16 protein-coding genes are annotated in these 17,249 nt (G+C 60.2%); 3 read left to right on the top strand and 13 right to left on the bottom strand.

All coding sequences use genetic code 11. From position 1 onward, the window contains the following. Nucleotides 1-8: 8 nt before the first annotated feature. Complete coding sequence (locus tag HBO41_RS03260) at nt 9-1,184, top strand: aminotransferase class V-fold PLP-dependent enzyme (RefSeq protein WP_169985117.1); 1,176 nt, start codon at nt 9-11, stop codon at nt 1,182-1,184. Nucleotides 1,185-1,386: 202 nt separating this feature from the next. Here HBO41_RS03260 and HBO41_RS03265 read toward each other — a convergent pair whose 3' ends face one another. From HBO41_RS03265 to zwf, 3 genes are read right to left on the bottom strand one after another with little or no spacing between them, the layout of a single operon-like run. After that, on the bottom strand, nt 1,387-2,052 hold the full coding sequence (locus HBO41_RS03265) for a bifunctional 4-hydroxy-2-oxoglutarate aldolase/2-dehydro-3-deoxy-phosphogluconate aldolase (protein ID WP_026013852.1): 666 nt from the start codon (nt 2,050-2,052) through the stop codon (nt 1,387-1,389). A 17-nt stretch (nt 2,053-2,069) separates the two neighbouring features. Then, on the bottom strand, nt 2,070-2,783 hold the full coding sequence (pgl, locus tag HBO41_RS03270; RefSeq protein ID WP_026013851.1) for a 6-phosphogluconolactonase: 714 nt from the start codon (nt 2,781-2,783) through the stop codon (nt 2,070-2,072). Further along, nucleotides 2,770-4,236, bottom strand: coding sequence for a glucose-6-phosphate dehydrogenase (gene zwf / locus HBO41_RS03275; protein ID WP_099550450.1), 1,467 nt, complete (start codon nt 4,234-4,236; stop codon nt 2,770-2,772). Before zwf ends, pgl begins: the two co-directional genes overlap by 14 nt. 219 nt (nt 4,237-4,455) lie before the next feature. On the opposite strand from zwf, the gene HBO41_RS03280 reads away from it, so the two are divergent. After that, on the top strand, nt 4,456-5,316 hold the full coding sequence (locus HBO41_RS03280) for a MurR/RpiR family transcriptional regulator (RefSeq protein ID WP_169985276.1): 861 nt from the start codon (nt 4,456-4,458) through the stop codon (nt 5,314-5,316). 130 nt (nt 5,317-5,446) lie between these two features. Here HBO41_RS03280 and HBO41_RS03285 read toward each other — a convergent pair whose 3' ends face one another. The 10 genes from HBO41_RS03285 to HBO41_RS03330 form a co-directional block, all read right to left on the bottom strand. Beyond that, the gene (locus HBO41_RS03285; RefSeq protein WP_017139187.1) at nt 5,447-6,292 is read right to left on the bottom strand and encodes a D-hexose-6-phosphate mutarotase; all 846 of its coding nucleotides are present in this window, start codon (nt 6,290-6,292) and stop codon (nt 5,447-5,449) included. A gap of 218 nt (nt 6,293-6,510) precedes the next feature. Continuing rightward, entirely contained in the window at nt 6,511-7,857 is a 1,347-nt protein-coding gene (locus HBO41_RS03290; protein ID WP_017139186.1) for a carbohydrate porin, read from the bottom strand. Nucleotides 7,858-7,942: 85 nt separating this feature from the next. Continuing rightward, nucleotides 7,943-9,103: an ABC transporter ATP-binding protein gene (locus HBO41_RS03295; protein WP_017139185.1), complete on the bottom strand. Its 1,161-nt coding sequence runs from the start codon at nt 9,101-9,103 to the stop codon at nt 7,943-7,945. Nucleotides 9,104-9,105: 2 nt separating this feature from the next. Next, nucleotides 9,106-9,951 (bottom strand): carbohydrate ABC transporter permease, encoded by an 846-nt coding sequence (locus tag HBO41_RS03300; protein ID WP_017139184.1) that lies wholly within the window; start codon nt 9,949-9,951, stop codon nt 9,106-9,108. Next, nucleotides 9,944-10,852 (bottom strand): carbohydrate ABC transporter permease, encoded by a 909-nt coding sequence (locus HBO41_RS03305; protein ID WP_017139183.1) that lies wholly within the window; start codon nt 10,850-10,852, stop codon nt 9,944-9,946. Before HBO41_RS03305 ends, HBO41_RS03300 begins: the two co-directional genes overlap by 8 nt. Nucleotides 10,853-10,944: 92 nt before the next feature. Further along, nucleotides 10,945-12,231 carry an ABC transporter substrate-binding protein gene (locus HBO41_RS03310; protein ID WP_169985119.1) on the bottom strand — a complete coding sequence of 429 codons (1,287 nt, stop codon included), beginning with the start codon at nt 12,229-12,231 and terminating at the stop codon, nt 10,945-10,947. A gap of 104 nt (nt 12,232-12,335) precedes the next feature. Continuing rightward, a complete protein-coding gene (locus HBO41_RS03315; RefSeq protein ID WP_169985122.1) occupies nt 12,336-13,595 on the bottom strand; it encodes an AGE family epimerase/isomerase in 1,260 nt (419 codons plus the stop codon). 254 nt (nt 13,596-13,849) lie between these two features. Next, nucleotides 13,850-14,674, bottom strand: a complete 825-nt coding sequence (locus tag HBO41_RS03320; RefSeq protein ID WP_169985124.1) for an ATPase — start codon at nt 14,672-14,674, stop codon at nt 13,850-13,852. A 127-nt stretch (nt 14,675-14,801) separates the two neighbouring features. Next, nucleotides 14,802-15,800: an NAD(P)-dependent oxidoreductase gene (locus HBO41_RS03325; protein WP_099550447.1), complete on the bottom strand. Its 999-nt coding sequence runs from the start codon at nt 15,798-15,800 to the stop codon at nt 14,802-14,804. 52 nt (nt 15,801-15,852) lie between these two features. After that, nucleotides 15,853-16,746, bottom strand: a complete 894-nt coding sequence (locus tag HBO41_RS03330; RefSeq protein ID WP_017139179.1) for a LysR family transcriptional regulator ArgP — start codon at nt 16,744-16,746, stop codon at nt 15,853-15,855. Nucleotides 16,747-16,845: 99 nt separating this feature from the next. Here HBO41_RS03330 and HBO41_RS03335 point away from each other — a divergent pair, with 99 nt between their 5' ends. After that, nucleotides 16,846-17,247 (top strand): ACT domain-containing protein, encoded by a 402-nt coding sequence (locus tag HBO41_RS03335; protein ID WP_017139178.1) that lies wholly within the window; start codon nt 16,846-16,848, stop codon nt 17,245-17,247. The last annotated feature ends 2 nt before the right edge of the window (nt 17,248-17,249 follow it).

The raw sequence follows: 17,249 nt of genomic DNA on the forward strand, positions 1-17,249 counted from the left end.
CGCCCGCTATGCCAAGGAATGCAGACAACGAACGTCACTGGCACGCCATCGCCCAGCGCTATGAGCTGGAGCCTGGCCCGATCAATCTGGAAAACGGCTACTTCGGGCGCATGAGCCGTGCTGTGCAGGCGCAGTATCTGGAGCATGTGGCCTTTATCAACCGCAGCAACTCGCTGTATGTGCGTCAGCGCTTTGAGCAAGGTGAAAATGTCGAGATCCGTCGGCAACTGGCCGGGCTGATCGATGCGGATCCGGAGGCGATCGCTTTCACCCGCAACGCCACCGAGGCTCTGCAATCGCTGATCCGCAACTACAACGGCCTGCAACCAGGCGATCAGGTGCTGATCAGTGATCTGGAGTACGACACGGTCAAAGGTGCCATGCGTTGGTTGGCTGGTGTTCGCGGTGTGGAGGTAGTCGAACTTGCCCACGCCCACCCGGCCAGTTTCGACAGCCTGGTGCAGACCTATCGCGATGCGTTCGTGCAGTACCCGCGCCTCAAGCTGATGGCGCTGACCCATGTCACCCACCGCACCGGCCTGGTGATGCCTGTCGCAGCCATCGCCAAGGCGGCGCGTGAGCATGGCGTGGACGTGATTCTTGATGGCGCCCATGCGTTGGGCCAGATTGACTTCAACCTCGCCGAACTGGGCATTCAGTTCGCCGGGTTCAACCTGCATAAATGGATCGGCGCGCCGCTGACCCTGGGTTTTCTGTACATCGCCCCAGAGCGCCTGGTCGATATCGACCCGGACATGGGTGAGTTTCACTACCCCGCCAGCGACGTGCGTGCGCGCACCTCCTACAGCACGCCGAATTTTCCGGCGTTGATGACCTTGCCGTTGGTGCTGGAGGAACATCGCAACCTCGGCGGCTCGGCGGCCAAGGGTGCGCGCGTCAATTACCTGCGTGATCGCTGGGTCAGCCAGGTGCGCGGGTTGCCGGGGATTGAGGTGCTGACACCGGATGATCCGCGGCTGTATTGCGCGATTACGGCGTTCAAGTTTACTGGGCGGGATCAGACGGCGATGGCGGATCGGTTGCTCAAGGAGTACGACCTGTTTACCACCACGCGCACAGGTGCGGCGTTTGGAACCTGTATTCGGGTGACGCCTGGGCTAGTGACGTCGGCGGCAGACATCGATGTGTTGGTCAACGCAATAACTGAGTTAAGCACGGACTAAAACTGTGGGAGCTGGCTTGCCTGCGATGGCGGTGTATCAGTAGAAACATCCTAACCTGACCCACCGCTATCGCAGGCAAGCCAGCTCCCACAGTTGATCGGAGTTGAATGTGAGTTTTTTGCAGGCAAAAAAAAGCGGTACACCGACCAAGTGCACCGCAAAAATGCCGTTAAGCACAGCAACAACGATTCGGTAAATCAGATCAGTCCAGCAGTGCCAGCGCCTGTGCGGTGACTTCCTGGATACGGGCCCAGTCGCCGTTCTTGACCCATTCAGGGTCCAGCATCCAGCTACCGCCCACGCACATCACGTTTTTCAACGCCATGTAGTTTTTGATGTTGGCCGGGCCAACGCCGCCGGTTGGGCAGAATTTAACTTCGCCGAACGGGCCGCCCAGGGCCTTGATTGCAGCCACGCCGCCGCTGACTTCGGCCGGGAACAGCTTGAAGCGGCGATAACCCAGGCCATAGCCTTCCATGATGCCGGAAGCATTGCTGATGCCAGGCAACAGCGGAATCGGGCTGTGCACCGAGGCTTCCAGCAGGTCACGGGTAATGCCGGGGGTGACGATGAACTGCGAACCGGCAACCTCGGCCGCTTCGAGCATGTGGCGGTCGAGTACGGTGCCGGCACCGGTGCACAGTTCAGGGCGTTGCTCGCGCAGTACCTGAATGGCCTTGAGGCCGAACTCGGAGCGCAGGGTCACTTCCAATGCGGTCAAACCGCCGGCTGCCAGGGCATCGGCCAGCGGCAGGATGTCCTGTTCGCGGGCGATGGTGATCACCGGCAGGATCCGCGCCTTGGCGCAGAGGCTGTCGATCAGGGCAACTTTGTCCGCCATGGACACGGTCGGTTGAGGGCTTTTCATAGCGGCTGATCCTTGGCTCATGGGCACCAGTAAATCTCTAAAGTAGGTTGCAAAAACGCGCGAATCGGCATGGCAGCAACGTCGTCACTGGCCAGCGCGGCGCTCAAGGTGGTCAATTTCGAACTGCCGGAAATCGACAGCACGGTGTAATGGGCCGTGGCCAGCAGCGCGCGACTCATGGTCAGGCGCTGGTGCGGCACAGTCGGCGCCAGCATCGGCCAGCAACGGCGCGTGCCGTCAGGCTTGAGCGCCTCGCCCAGGTTGGGGCTGTTGGGGAACAGCGATGCGGTGTGGCCGTCATCGCCCATGCCGAGTACCAGCACATCGATCGCGGGTAGCTCTGCCAACTGGCGATCGGCCAGTTCGGCGGCGTCTTCCAGGTTCGCGGCAACGTTGTACAGGCTGAGGAACTTGGCCTTGGCCGCCGGGCCCTGGAGCAAATACTTTTTCAACAGGCCGGCATTGCTGTCGGCATGTTCCACCGGCACCCAGCGCTCGTCGGCCAGGGTGATGGTGACCTTGGACCAGTCCAGGCCTTGTTTGGCCAGGTTCTGAAAAAACGCCACGGGGCTGCGGCCACCGGACACGACCAGGGTCGCTTCGCCACGGGCACTGATGGCCGCGCGCAGTTGCTCGGCCACGTCAGTGGCCAGGCCATCGGCCAGCAACACCGGCGTGCGGTACTCATGGGCTGTCACGCCCTGAGGCAGTTTCAATTCAGATATCGCCATACCACGACCTCCCATCCCGCGTGATCAGTGCAATTGAGCTCATCGGCCCCCAGGACCCCGCCGCATACGGCTTGGGTGCATCACCGGATTTTTTCCACCCGGCGATCAACTGGTCACACCACTTCCACGCGGCTTCGATTTCATCTTTGCGAACAAACAGGTTCTGATTGCCGCGCATTACTTCCAGCAACAGCCGCTCGTAGGCATCGGGAATCCGTGCGCTGCGATAGGTGTCGGAAAAATTCAGTTGCAGCGGGCCGCTGCGCAGTTGCATGCCCTTGTCCAGGCCTTGCTCTTTGGTCATCACGCGCAAGGAAATACCTTCGTCCGGCTGCAGGCGGATGATCAGTTTGTTGCTGATCTGCAGGCGCTGCTCGGGGGCGAAGATATAGTGGGACGGTTCCTTGAAGTGAATGACGATCTGCGACAGCTTTTGCGGCATGCGTTTGCCAGTACGCAGGTAGAACGGCACGCCAGCCCAACGCCAGTTGCGGATATCGGCACGCAGGGCGACGAACGTCTCGGTGTCGCTCTGGGTGTTGGAGTTCTCTTCTTCCAGGTAGCCCGGCACCGGCTTGCCGGCGCTGTAGCCGGCGATATACTGGCCGCGCACCACTTGGGTGGTCAGGCCTTCCGGGCTGATCGGCGCCAGGGCCTTGAGCACCTTGACCTTCTCGTCACGGATGCTGTCGGCGGACAGGTCGGCCGGTGGGTCCATGGCGATCAGGCACAGCAGCTGCAGCAAGTGATTCTGGATCATGTCACGCAGTTGGCCGGCCTTGTCGAAGTAACCCCAACGGCCTTCGATACCGACCTGCTCGGCCACGGTGATTTCCACGTGGGAAATGTAGTGCTGGTTCCACTGGGTTTCGAACAGGCTGTTGGCGAAACGCAGCGCAATCAGGTTCTGTACGGTTTCTTTGCCCAGGTAGTGGTCGATGCGGTAGGTGCGGTTTTCCGGGAAAAACTGCGCCACGGCGTCGTTGACCTTGCGCGAGGATTCCAGGTCCGAACCGATGGGTTTTTCCAGCACCACGCGGGTGTTGTCCGCCAGGCCGACCTTGGCGAGGTTCTCGCAGATCGCGCCATACACCGCCGCCGGGGTGGCGAAATAGGCGATCAGGCGTTGGTCGCTGCCGACTTTTTCGGCCAGAGCGACGTAGTCATCGGCTTTCATGAAGTCGACGTGCACGTAGGCCAGACGCGCCAGGAAGCGCGCGGCCACAGCTTCGTCGAGTTCCTTGCCGACGTAGTTACGCAGTTCTTTTTCGATATGGGCCAGGTGCTCCTGCTCGGAACCGGCTTCACGGGCCAGGCCCAGGATGCGCGTATCGTCGTGCAGCAGCCCGGCGCCATCGAGTTGGTAGAGGGCAGGAAATAACTTGCGCAGCGCCAGATCACCCAAGGCGCCAAACAGGGCAAAGGTGCAGGGTTCTACGGTTATCGAAGGCATGATGTTTGTTCTTTTATCAAGTTAAGCTACAAATACCTTTTTTCAAGGCATCACTCAAGGAAAAATGTAGTAATAACCACAACATTTTCCCGAAATACGCATTCCGAGTGGTGGTGTTCAGCTACCCTCAGTAGGATAGGCCACCGCAAAGGGCCACTCGTCGATGGGTTACCGCCCTTTATTTGCATCGTCGCCCGAAGGAAAGACTGAATGGACCGCGTGCGAAATCTTCTGGAACAGATCCGGAACCGCCTCGAAGAATTGAACAAGGCCGAGAAAAAAGTCGCCGAGGTCATCCTGCAAAACCCACAGCAGGCAACCCGCTTCTCGATCGCCGCCCTCGCCCAAGCCGCCTCGGTCAGTGAACCGACGGTCAACCGTTTCTGCCGTTCGTTCGGCGTCAGCGGTTACCCTGAACTTAAATTGCAGCTGGCGCAAAGTCTGGCCAGTGGTGCGGCGTATGTGAGCCGCGCCGTGGAGGCCGATGATAACCCTGAGGCCTACACCCAGAAGATCTTTGGCAGCGCCATTGCCTCTCTGGACAGCGCCTGCCAGGCCCTCGACCCGGCGCTGATCAGCAAGGCCGTGGATTTGTTGATCCAGGCGCGGCAGATCCACTTCTTTGGCCTGGGCGCTTCGGCACCGGTGGCCATGGATGCGCTGCACAAGTTCTTCCGTTTCAACCTGGCCGTGACCGCCCATGCCGACGTGCTGATGCAGCGCATGATCGCGTCTGTGGCGCATACGGGCGAGCTGTTTGTGATCATTTCCTACACCGGGCGTACGCGGGAGCTGGTGGAAGTGGCGCGTATCGCCCGGGAAAACGGTGCGTCGGTACTGGGCGTGACTGCCGAGAACTCGCCCTTGGCCAAGGCCAGTACGGTGAGCTTGAACATTCCATTGCCGGAAGACACTGACATCTACATGCCGATGACGTCGCGGATCATTCAGTTAACGGTGCTGGACGTGCTGGCAACCGGCATGACCTTGCGCCGCGGGGTGGATTTCCAGCCGCATCTGCGCAAGATCAAAGAGAGCTTGAATGACAGCCGGTATCCGGTGGGGGATGAGTTTAACTAGCAGCAATCTCCACCAGCAGTACCGACCCTATCGCAGGCAAGCCAGCTCCCACAGTGGACCGAGCTGCCCATTTGGAATGCATTCCCCTGTGGGAGCTGGCTTGCCTGCGATAGCGCCATAAGCTCCACCACTAAACCCCGGCCCGCGCCTGCAAACTCAAATGCGCCCGCTCCCCCGGCGCCAGACTGGCTGCCGCCATCGCCGACTCCACGCACACAAACCCCGACGCCTCGTTAAAGCTCACGCCCAACAACGGCCGACTGCCTGGATGCCATACCACGGTGTCGGCGCTGTCGCCGGTGTCGATGCACAGCTCACGTTGCCAGGCGTGGTCCTTGAGCTGCAGTTCACCCTCATGCTGGAACACCCGCTGGCATCCACCATCCACCCTTAGCTCGCCTTCCTGCTGGCAAACCTGGCGACTGAGCTGGTCATAACCTTGCGCGCCATCGAGCCCAGACAGCGCTATCTCGTCGACGTGACCAATACGCCAATAAGCGTGCAACGCATGGCTCAACTGGCACGGCAACTCGTCCTGGTGCTCGGTGCTCAGGCGCAGCTCCAGGGTCTCGCCCAGGTGCGCGTGCAGGTCGACCTGCCAGTCGCACAGCTGCAATTGCCAGTGCAGGCGCACGCCGTCGTCGTCGGTGCTGCTGTCGAGCAGTTTCCAGTCGATCAGCCGCGCCCAGCCATGGGACGGCCAGGCGTTTTCGCTCGGATGGCGCCCATACCAGGGCCAGCACACCGGCACGCCACCACGGATGGCGCCGACTTGTGGCCACTTGGCTGCGCACCACAGCCAGGGTTTCTGGCCTGTGGGCTGAAAGTGCAGCAATTGCGCACCCTGGCGGCTGAACACCGCCTGGCACAGCGGATGGTCGATCACCAATACATCGCGCATCTGAAAGCGCTCCCAGGCGAACACCGGTTGTTCACGCAGGGATTTGAAAAAGCGTTGCAGCGGATGCTCATGCATGTGCCACGGTCCTGGAGTTCATTGTTGCTCAAGCTTGGTTACCCTGTGGGAGCTGGCTTGCCTGCGATGGCATCGCCTCGGCCATCCAGGCAGACCGCGTCGTTTGCATCGCAGGCAAGCCAGCTCCCACATGGGTAGTGCAGCGCGCCCCAAAAAAAGCGGGTAGCCATGGCTACCCGCAAAATGCGCACAGAGAGAAGGAGCTTATCGCAACAGCGTTAGAACGTAGACTGAATTTTCAGGCCGGCTACCAACGCGTTGTCGACTTTATCGACGCCACCTGGGTGGGTAACGTATTGCAGGTTAGGACGCACGGTCAGCCAGTTGGTGACGTGGAAGCCGTAGTTGATTTCAGTGTTGTACTCGGTGTCACGCAGCGGCGCGTAGCCCACCTGATCGTAGTCGGTGAAACCACCGGCTGCGTTCAGCAACTCTGCGTTTTTCCTCACGTCCTGGTTGACATGGATGCGGGAGAAACCGATACCGACGTCATCTTTTGGACGCGCATCGAACGGGCCTTTGTAGACCAGCATCAACGACTGATAGTTGTCGACGAGGTTGGTGTCCTTGTCGTGGAAGGTGGCGTTGGCCGCGATGTTCAGGCCGCGCGACGCGTCGCCGTTATGGGTGGTAAGTTGCTGCTGCACAACGCCCCAATAGCCGCTTTTGCTGCTACGGGTACGGTAAGCCAAGCCTGAGGTGGCGGCATCGTTGCCGTTAACGTCTTCACGTACGTCGCTGGCATCCGCGGCGCTCTTGTAGTAACCCACGCGGTATTCGCCCGGCAGGCCATTGACCTTCGGCGACCAGACCAACTCCACCGGAATCACGGTGCCCTTGGTGCCGCTGCCGCTGAGTTTGAAGCCATTGCCGTGCTCAAGCTGCGACGGGTTCTGGTTGTACGCACCGATCTGCGCATACAGCTCAGGCGTGATGTTGTACTTCACGCGGATAGCGGCCTGGGCGACCGGCCAGTTGTACCAGGTGTTTACATAGTTACCCACCTGCGAGCCACAGAACGACAGGTTCTGGAAGTCGCATGGGAAGGTGTTGAAGTCTTCGCCTTCACCGAAGTAACCGAGTTTCACGTCCAGCTTGTTATCGAACATCTGGTGCTGAATCCAGAACTGGGTCAGACGCACCATGTGGCCACGACCATAGACTTCCATCGACGAACTCAGCGTGCCGGCACGCGGGTCACCGATACGGTCGTTGGAGATGTTTTGGCCATTACGGTTGGTCAACTGGATCTTGGCCTGGGTGTTGTCCCAGCCCCACAGCTTTTGCAGATCGAGCGCTACGCCCAACCCGAACTGGTCGGAGTAACGGCCGGTCTTGTCGTCGTTATAGCCGCCGTGCAGGTTGGCGCCCATTTCCCCTACGTAGTCAGCCTTGATGTCGATACCTTGCTCGATCAGCTTGGTACGCTCGCCACCCCAATCACCGGTCATCCACTTGGAATCGGCGCTGAATGCATCGGCCGCCATCGCATTGGCGGACAATACCAGGGCTGCTGCTGCTGACAGTTGGCAGATCAGCCGAGTGTTGTTGTGTTGCTTTTTCATCCCTACATCCTCGTCTTTATTGTTATTTAACTGTTTTTATCTAACGCGGGTTACTTTTTTTAACCAAAACAACAAGTTATCTGCTTCAGCGGCCTTTGAATTGGGCCACGTTGTCGGCATGCCCGTGTGCAGGCAATGAGGCAGCAGTGCCCAAGCGTTCTCCGGTTTTGGCGTCGAACAGCAATACCTTGGCCGGGTCGAATTGCAGGGTCAGGGTCTCACCGACCTGCGGTGCAACGTCCGGCGCGAGGCGGCAGCAGACTTTGGTGTCGTTGAGTTGCACAAACACCAACGTGTCCGGACCGGTTGGCTCAGTGACCTGGACTTCGGCACGAATGCTCGACGACCCATTCGCTTCACCCGTGGCCAGAACAATTTGCTCCGGGCGCAGACCCAGGATCACATCGCGATCTTCAAGCCCAGCATCACTCATACCCAGCGGCAGCTCGCAACGGGCCTGGCCGCTGTCGAGCAGTGCCACCAGGCGACCGTCCTTGCGTTGCAGGCGCAAAGGTATGAAGTTCATTGGAGGTGAACCGATAAAGCTTGCCACAAACAGGTTGGCCGGGTCGTTATAGATTTCTTTCGGCGTGCCAAATTGTTGAATGATGCCGTCCTTCATCACCGCCACTTTATCGCCCAGGGTCATTGCTTCGATCTGGTCGTGGGTGACGTACACGGTGGTGGTTTTCAGGCGCTGGTGCATCAGTTTCATTTCGGTGCGCATCTCGACACGCAGCTTGGCGTCGAGGTTGGACAGCGGTTCGTCGAACAGGTAGATCTTCGGCCGACGTGCCAGGGCGCGGCCCATGGCCACACGCTGTTGCTGGCCACCGGACAACTGACCTGGCTTGCGGTTAAGCAGGTGCTCGATCTGCAGCAGCTTGGCCACGCGCGCCACTTCGGCGTCGATATCCGCCTGGGGCATCTTGCGGATCTTGAGGCCGAACTCGATGTTCTCGCGCACGCTCATGGTCGGGTACAGCGCGTAGGACTGAAACACCATGGCGATGTCACGGTCCTTGGGGCTCATGCCGCTCACGTCCTGGTCGCCGATCATGATCGCGCCGCCGGTGATGGTCTCAAGGCCGGCGATGCAGTTCATCAGCGTGGATTTACCGCACCCCGAAGGGCCGACCAGAATCAGGAACTCACCCTCTTTGATCGACAGTTCGATGTTCTTCAAGGTGTCGGGCAGGCCGGCGCCATAGGTCTTGTTTACATTGCGAAGTTCGAGCGTAGCCATGATTACCCCTTGACCGCGCCGGCCGTGAGGCCGCGCACGAAATACTTGCCTGCGATCACATAGACCAGCAGGGTCGGCAGCCCGGCGATCATCGCCGCCGCCATATCCACGTTATATTCCTTGGCCCCGGTGCTGGTGTTGACCAGGTTGTTCAGCGCCACCGTAATGGGCTGCGAGTCGCCGCTGGAGAACACCACGCCAAACAGGAAGTCGTTCCAGATCTGGGTGAACTGCCAGATCAGGCAGACCATGATGATCGGCGTCGACATCGGCAGAATGATCAGCCGGAAGATGGTGAAGAAACCTGCACCGTCCAGTCGCGCCGCCTTGATCAGAGCATCCGGAATGCTCACGTAGTAATTACGGAAGAACAGCGTAGTAAACGCCAACCCGTAGACCACGTGCACAAACACCAGGCCCGTGGTGGTACTGGCCAGGCCCATCTTGCCGAGGGTGAACGAGGCCGGCAGCAGCACGGTCTGGAACGGCAGGAAGCAGCCGAACAGCAGCAAGCCGAAGAACAGCTGCGAACCTTTGAAGCGCCAGAACGACAGCACATAGCCGTTCAACGCGCCGATGGCGGTGGAGATCAGTACCGCCGGAACGGTGATCTTGATCGAGTTCCAGAAGTAACCGTCAACGGTGGCCCAGGCCTTGACCCAGCCGATGCCGGTCACGACGGTCGGCCAGCTCAGCAGGTTGCCGGTGCTGATATCTTCGGGGGTTTTGAAGCTGGTCAGCAGCATCACCACCAGCGGCACCAGGTACAGCAGCACGGCGAGGATCAGCACCGCGTAGATCGCGATGCGACTCAGGCTGATGGCAGGTTTGGAGGCGAGACTAGTCATTGCGCTTGGTCCTCAGCTCGGAATACAGGTAAGGCACGATGATCGCGAGGATCGCGCCGAGCATCAGGATTGCACTGGCCGAGCCCATGCCCATCTGGCCACGGCTGAAGGTGAACGAGTACATGAACATCGCAGGCAGGTCGGACGAGTAGCCCGGGCCGCCGGCGGTCATGGCCGCTACCAGGTCGAAGCTCTTGATCGCGATGTGCGCGAGGATCATCACCGCACTGAAGAACACCGGGCGCAGGCTTGGCAGCACCACGCTCCAATAGATGCGCGGCAGGCTGGCGCCATCGATTTGCGCGGCGCGCACGATCGACTGATCAACGCCACGCAGGCCGGCCAGGAACATCGCCATGATGAAGCCCGAGGCTTGCCACACGGCGGCAATCACCAGGCAGTACACCACGCGGTCGGGGTCGATCAGCCAGTCGAGACGGAAGCCTTCCCAGCCCCAGTCACGCAGAAGTTTGTCCAGGCCCATGCCCGGGTTGAGCAGCCATTTCCAGGCCGTACCGGTCACGATCATCGAGAGCGCCATCGGGTACAGGTAAATGGTGCGGATAAAGCCTTCGCGGCGGATTTTCTGGTCGAGGAAAATCGCCAGTGTCACGCCGATCACCAAGGTGATGCCGATAAACATCCCGCCGAACAGCGCCAGGTTCTTGCTCGCCACCCACCAACGGTCGTTGTCGAACAACCGCGCGTATTGTGCAAGACCGGCCCATTTGTAGCTGGGCAGGAACGTGGACGTGGTGAACGACAGCACGAATGTCCACAGGATGTAGCCGTAGAAGCCCACCAGCACGATGAACATGCTCGGCGCCAGCACCAGCTTAGGGAGCCAGCGCTGCAGCGCATCGAACGGCGAGGCCTTGCTGAACACAGCAACAGAACTCATGGGAAAATCCAGTACAGGGAAAAAGGACTACAGGAGCAAGCCTTGTGAGGGGTCAGGGGGTTTCCCCTCACAAGGACCAGCCGTGCTAACCGTTACTTGGCAGACTTGATCGCAGCGCCGAGTTTCTTGGCGGTGTCGGCCGGGTCGGCTTTCGGGTCGTTGATGTAGTTGGTCACGACATCAAAGAACGCACCTTGTACCGCCAGGGTAGTGGCCATGTTGTGGGCCATACTTGGCTGCAGGCCACCGGTCTTGGCGTCCGCCAGGAAGTCTTTGGCAGCGGTCTGGGCGCAGGAGTCGAAACCGAGCTTGTCCATTTCATTGAGCATGTCGGTACGAACCGGGATCGAGCCTTTGTTGATGCTGAAGACTTTCTGGAAGTTTTCACCCAGTACCACTTTGGCGATGTCCTTCTGACCTTCCTGAGTGCCCTTGTCTTTAACTTTGAACACCGCCAGGGAGTCGATGTTGTAGGTAAAGGCTTTGTCGGTACCTGGGAAAGCTACGCACTCGTAGTCTTTGCCGGCGACTTTCTTGGCGGCAGTCCACTCGGACTTGGCCCAGTCACCCATGATCTGCATGCCGGCCTTGCCGTTGATGACTTTGCCGGCTTCCAGGTTCCAGTCCTGGCCTTTGCCGTCGACGTCCATATAGGTCGCGACCTTTTTAAGCTCAGTCAGGGCCTTGACCATTTGCGGGCCGGTCAGCGCGTCGTTATCCAGGTCAACCAGGGCTTTCTTGTAGCCGTCGGCACCCATCACCGACAGTACGACCGCTTCAAATACGGTGCTGTCCTGCCAAGGCTGGCCACCGTGGGCGAGCGGGATGAAGCCTGCGGCCTTGAGCTTGTCGCCGGCTGCGTAGAATTCTTCGAGGGTGGTCGGGTTCTTGGTGATACCGGCTTTCTTGAAGACTTCCGGGTTGATCCACAGCCAGTTTACGCGGTGAATATTGACCGGCACGGCAACGTAGTTACCTTCGTACTTCACGGTATCGGAGACTTTCTTGTCGAGCAGCGAGTCCCACTTTTCTTCTTTGGCGACGTCTTTAAGCACCTCGGTGTCGAGCAAGCCAGTGGACGCCCATTCCTGAATGTCCGGGCCTTTGATCTGGGCAACGCCTGGCGGGTTGCCAGCGACTGCGCGGCTTTTCAGCACAGTCATTGCAGTGGCGCCACCGCCACCGGCTACGGCGCCGTCTTTCCAGACGAAGCCATCTTTCTCAACTTGAGCCTTCAGTACGTCTACTGCTGCTTTTTCACCGCCTGAGGTCCACCAATGCACAACTTCAACCGTCCCTTTCGAGTCGGCGGCAAATGCACTGAGGGGAAACAACGAGGCAATGGAAATAGCAACGGCGAGGCGATTAATCGCGTTCATCTGAATACCTTTTCTTGTTGTTATGCATGCAAGTCTAGAGCTTGCGCTGCACGGAGTTTAAACATGGATTTTTAGCGCGCAGGTAACAAAGGGACGCACAAATGTCACCACTTGGTGACATAACATCCTTGGCCCAATGCGCTGGTCATACTCGGTGACAAGGGTAGTGCAGGCAGTACGACCGCTTGCCAGGCATGGTACAGGTCCGGCTTGCCACCCCAGATCTTGCTGCTGGGTTGGTTGTGCGGGCTGAGTTCGTGGTGCCAGCTGCCGTTGATACGGTCGATAAAGTGGCTTTCGCAGAACTCCCAAAAGCGCCGATACCAGGTTTCGTAATGCAGCTCGCCGGTGCGTTTGAGCAAAGCCTGGGCCGCCGCGCTGGCTTCGGCGTGGGTCCAGTGCAGGCGCTCGCGCACCACTGGCTGGTGCTTCCAGTCCAGGGTGTAGACGATGCCGGGAGCGCCGTCCACGGCCCAGGCGTATTCGCAGGCGCTGGCGAACAGGCCGCGGGCGTCGCTCACCAGCCAGTCCGGCGTGGCCAGCCCGGCTTGCAGGCGTGCAGCTTCCAGGTGCAGCACCAAACGTGCCCATTCGAAACCGTGGCCGGGGGTGATGCCATACGGGCGGAAGCCATCGGCAGGGTTGTCTTCGTTGTAGCCGAGCAAGGGTTGCCAGTGCGTGTCGAAATGCTCGATCACCATGAACTGGTTGCCGGCAGCGTGAGTGTGGATAACGCGCTCGGCAATGCGCAGCGCGCGGTCCAGCCAGCGTGTTTCACCGGTGACATCGGCCAGTGCCAGGAAGGCTTCGGTGGCGTGCATGTTGCTGTTGGCGCCGCGATAGGCTTCGACGCCGCTCCAGTCCTGGGCGAAGGACTCGAGCATCACGCCCTCCTCCTCGCTCCAGAAGAACTGGTCGATGATATGCACGGCGTCGTTGAGCAGGTTCTGCGCACCGGGTGCGCCGGCCACTACGGCAGAGCTGGCAGCCAGGGCAACGAACGCGTGCAGGTAAGCGGCTTTGCCACGGTTGCCATCCAAGGCGTTGAGCGCGGCGAACCAGCCGCCGTGTTCGCTATCGTGCAAGGGGCCACTGAGGGCGGCAACGCCATGGGCAACCAGGTCGGCATAACCCGGCACCCCCATGGCATGGGCCATGGCAAAGCTGTGGGTCATGCGCGCCGTGTTCATGGTTTCGGCGTGGGCGTCGGCCGGCAGTTGGCCTGTATCGTCAAGGTTGCCGAAGCCGTCTGGCAGACGTGAGGCTTTGGCGAACGCCAGCAGGCGTTGGCCTTCGCTGGCGAGCCAGGCGTGATGGGCAGGTGCGTTCAGCCAACTGCTGGCAGGCAGTGGTTGCATGGTCATGGGTAGCCCTTTTTATTTTTTATGGGATGACCGGAGTCTAAACAAGGGCGAGACGAGGGCAAGTAACGAAGGGGATGGGAAATGTCACCACCTGGTGACATTTGATCGTTCCCACGCAGAGCCCGTCGATCGTTCCCACGCTCCGCGTGGGAATGCAGCCCGTGGCGCTCTGCGCCACCCCTGCACAACCCGGCAGCGGGACGCGGAGCGTCCATGGCGGCATTCCCACGCAGAGCGTGGGAACGATCATTGGGTTATTGGCCCAGTGGGGTGACCCGCGCTGGCGCGTTGAGCTGTTGGTTAAGGTTCTGCACCTGGCTCTGCAACGTGGTGATGTTGCGCGTGGTCTGGATGCGGAACACATCAAACTCTTTATTGGTTGGCGCATCACTATTGGCGGGCTGGTTCTCCTGCGCGCTTTTGAGCACCACCAGGTCCTGTTCCAGGCGGGCGATGGCCGCGCTCGGGTTGCCTTGCTTTTTAAGGGCCGCCACGTCGGCGGACAGATCCTTGACCTCACCCTGCGCCGCCTTAAGTGTGGCCACGGCATCGGTCAGCGCCTGCACCTGGCCTTGTAGCTTGGCATTCGCGTTCGACAGTTCAGTGGTGCTGGCACTCATCTGTGCCAGGCGCTGGTCGAGTTCGGTTGCCTGCCCGGCCACGCCGACTTGCTGCTTGCCTTGCTCCAGCAATTGGGTTTCCAACTGCTTGATCTGCAACTTGAGGGCTTCGCTGCCGTTGTTGACGTTGGCCTCGCTGGCCACCACCTTGCCGGAAATGTCTTGCAGGCGCCCCGCCGCTTCTTCGCTGATGCGTGCAAAGCTTTCCTGGGTGGCGACCAACTGCTGGCCCATCAGGGAAATCTGCTGGAAGCTCCACCAGGCAAGGCCGGCGAAGGCGATCAGCAGCGCGCCGACCAAGGCCCACAGGGGGCCGGTGCTGGCGCTCTTGACCTTGACCACCTTGGTTGTGCGCGAGCGCACGGAGGTGGCGGGAGTCGGCTCGAAATCATCATCGTCCCCGATGTCGGCCCGCAGGCTGGGAACGTTGTCGAAATCGTCTTTGGCATCGTTACGCATGAATCAACCCTGAATCGGTGAGATGGCGACCGGAAAAGCCGAGCGAGCGGAGTATAAACCCCGTTGGCGCCGCATTGATCGACCCGGAAGCCTGAATTCGGTTCCCGATGTGTTGCTGGTTGTGAGCTTATTTCAGCCCCGGCTCCTGAGCTTTCCACCAACTGCAGAACTCATCGAGCGCCGTCCACAGGCTGACCTTGGGCTCGTAGTCGAGATAATGCCTGGCACGGCTGATGTCCAGGGTGAAATCTTTGTTCATGACCTGCATGCCCAGGCGCGACAACGACGGCTCCGGGCGACCCGGCCACATTGCGCAGAATGCCTCGTTCAACGCCGCCACGCTGTAGGACAAACCGTACGACCGATACCGGGTGACCTGGGGCATGTCCATCTGGCGCATTACATAATTGACCACATCCCACACTGGCACCGGCGCGCCATTACTGATGTTGTAGGCCTTGCCCAACGCCGAGCCGGTGGCGAGCAAGCTGCTGAGCAGTGCCTCATTGAGGTTGTGCACACTGGTGAAGTCGACCTTGTTCAAACCATCACCGACGATAGCCAGGCGGTTCTTGCGCTGCATTTTAAGCAGGCGCGGGAAGATGCTCATGTCGCCGGCCCCGGTGACAAAACGCGGGCGCAGCGCAAGTACTTCGAGGCCGAACTCCTGGGCGCCAAACACCTTCTGCTCCGCCAGGTATTTGGTGGCGGCGTAGGGATGCTTGAAGCGCTTGGGCACTTGCTCCTCGGTCAGCCCCAGGTGGTCGCGGCCATCAAAGTAGATCGACGGCGACGACAAGTGCACCAGGCGCCCGACACGCTCCTTGAGGCAGGCCTCGACGACGTTTTCGGTGACCAGCACATTGCCCTGGTGGAAGTCCTGGTACTTGCCCCACAACCCGACGGCGCCGGCGCAATGCACCACGGCTTCGACATCGCGGCACAGCTCGCGCACCAGGTCGGCATCATTGAGATCACCCTGGATAAACTCGGCGCCGCGCCTTACCAGGTGCTCCACACCTTCGGCGCGCCGCCCGTTGACCCGCACGTCCAGGCCCTGCTCCAGGGCGAAACGCGCAAAACGCCCGCCGATGAAGCCGCTTGCGCCGGTGACCAGAATTTTCATTTGTTACCCCATGCTCTTTCGTTTTTCATCGCTGTTGCCTTGACGCACGCCATCAGTCCAACGGCACCAACCATTGGCCACAGGCCTGGGCCAAGTGATCGGTCAGCAGCCCCAACAATTGCCCACCACTGCGCCAATGATGCCAGTACAACGGCACGTCGATGGGCTTATCTGGCAACAACTCGACTAAAGCGCCGCTTTGCAACTGGTCGCGCACCTGTAATTCCGGCACCAGGCCCCAACCCAGTCCGGCTTCGGTCAGGCGAATAAAACCTTCGGAGGACGGGCACAAATGGTGCTCGAAACCGCCGTCCACGCCCAGCGATGCCAGGTAGCGGTGCTGCAGGAAATCGTCCGGGCCGAACACCAGCGCCGGCGTGCGTGCCAACTGATCGGCACGCACGCCCTCGGGAAAATGCCGCGTTATAAATGCAGGGCTGGCCAACGCACGGTAGCGCATGGCACCGAGCAACAGACTGCGCGCCCCGGCCACCGGGCGTTCGCTGGCGCAGATACAGGCCGCCACTTCACCGGCGCGCATGCGCTTGAGGCCCACGGTCTGGTCTTCCACCACCAGGTCCAGCAACAAATGCTGCTCGGCGCAAAAGTCGCTGACGGCCTCGGCCCACCAGGTGGCGAGGCTGTCGGCGTTCAAGGCGATGCGCAGGCGCTCGGGCATGCCCTCCTCGTCCAGCGCTGGCACCTGGCTTTGCAGGTCGCGCTCGAGCAAGCGCACCTGTTGCACATGGTTGAGCAAACGTCGCCCGATGTCGGTGGGTGTAGGTGGCGTGGCCCGCACCAGCACCGGTTGGCCAATACGCGCCTCCAGTAACTTGATGCGCTGGGAAATCGCTGACTGAGAAAGCCCCAGTACCTGCGCGCCACGCTCGAAGCCGGCCTGCTCCACCACCGCCGCCAGGGCGGAAAGCAATTTATAGTCGAACATCAGTTTCTCTAATGAGCGATCAGCAATATTGGTTTTTCTTATACAGCGTGGGTCCGGAGAATGACCAGCATTGCTTCTCTTTATTAAAGGAATCCACACATGGCTGGCGAAACCGCCCTGGCAACCCTGCTGCGCAGCATGAGCCCTCATCTAAACGAAGGCGACTACGTGTTCTGCACTCTGCCCGACTCACGTATCCCGGCAGGTTGCGAGATCATCGGCAGCTTTCGCGAGCAGGAAGGTTTGACCCTGATTGTGGAGCGTGAGCAGGCGGAACACGCCGGGCTGGCCTTCGACTATGTGGCCGCCTGGATCACCCTGAATGTGCATTCGGCCCTTGAAGCCGTGGGCCTGACGGCGGCGTTCGCCAGTGCGCTGGGCAGCGCCGGTATCAGTTGCAACGTGATTGCCGGGTTTTATCACGACCACTTGTTCGTGGGCCGCGCCGATGCCGAGCGGGCCATGGATGTATTGCGCCAACTGGCAGCAAACGCGGAGTAATG

This window comes from Pseudomonas sp. WS 5146, from assembly GCF_012985495.1.
In the GTDB taxonomy this organism is placed as follows: Bacteria; Pseudomonadota; Gammaproteobacteria; order Pseudomonadales; family Pseudomonadaceae; genus Aquipseudomonas; species Aquipseudomonas edaphica.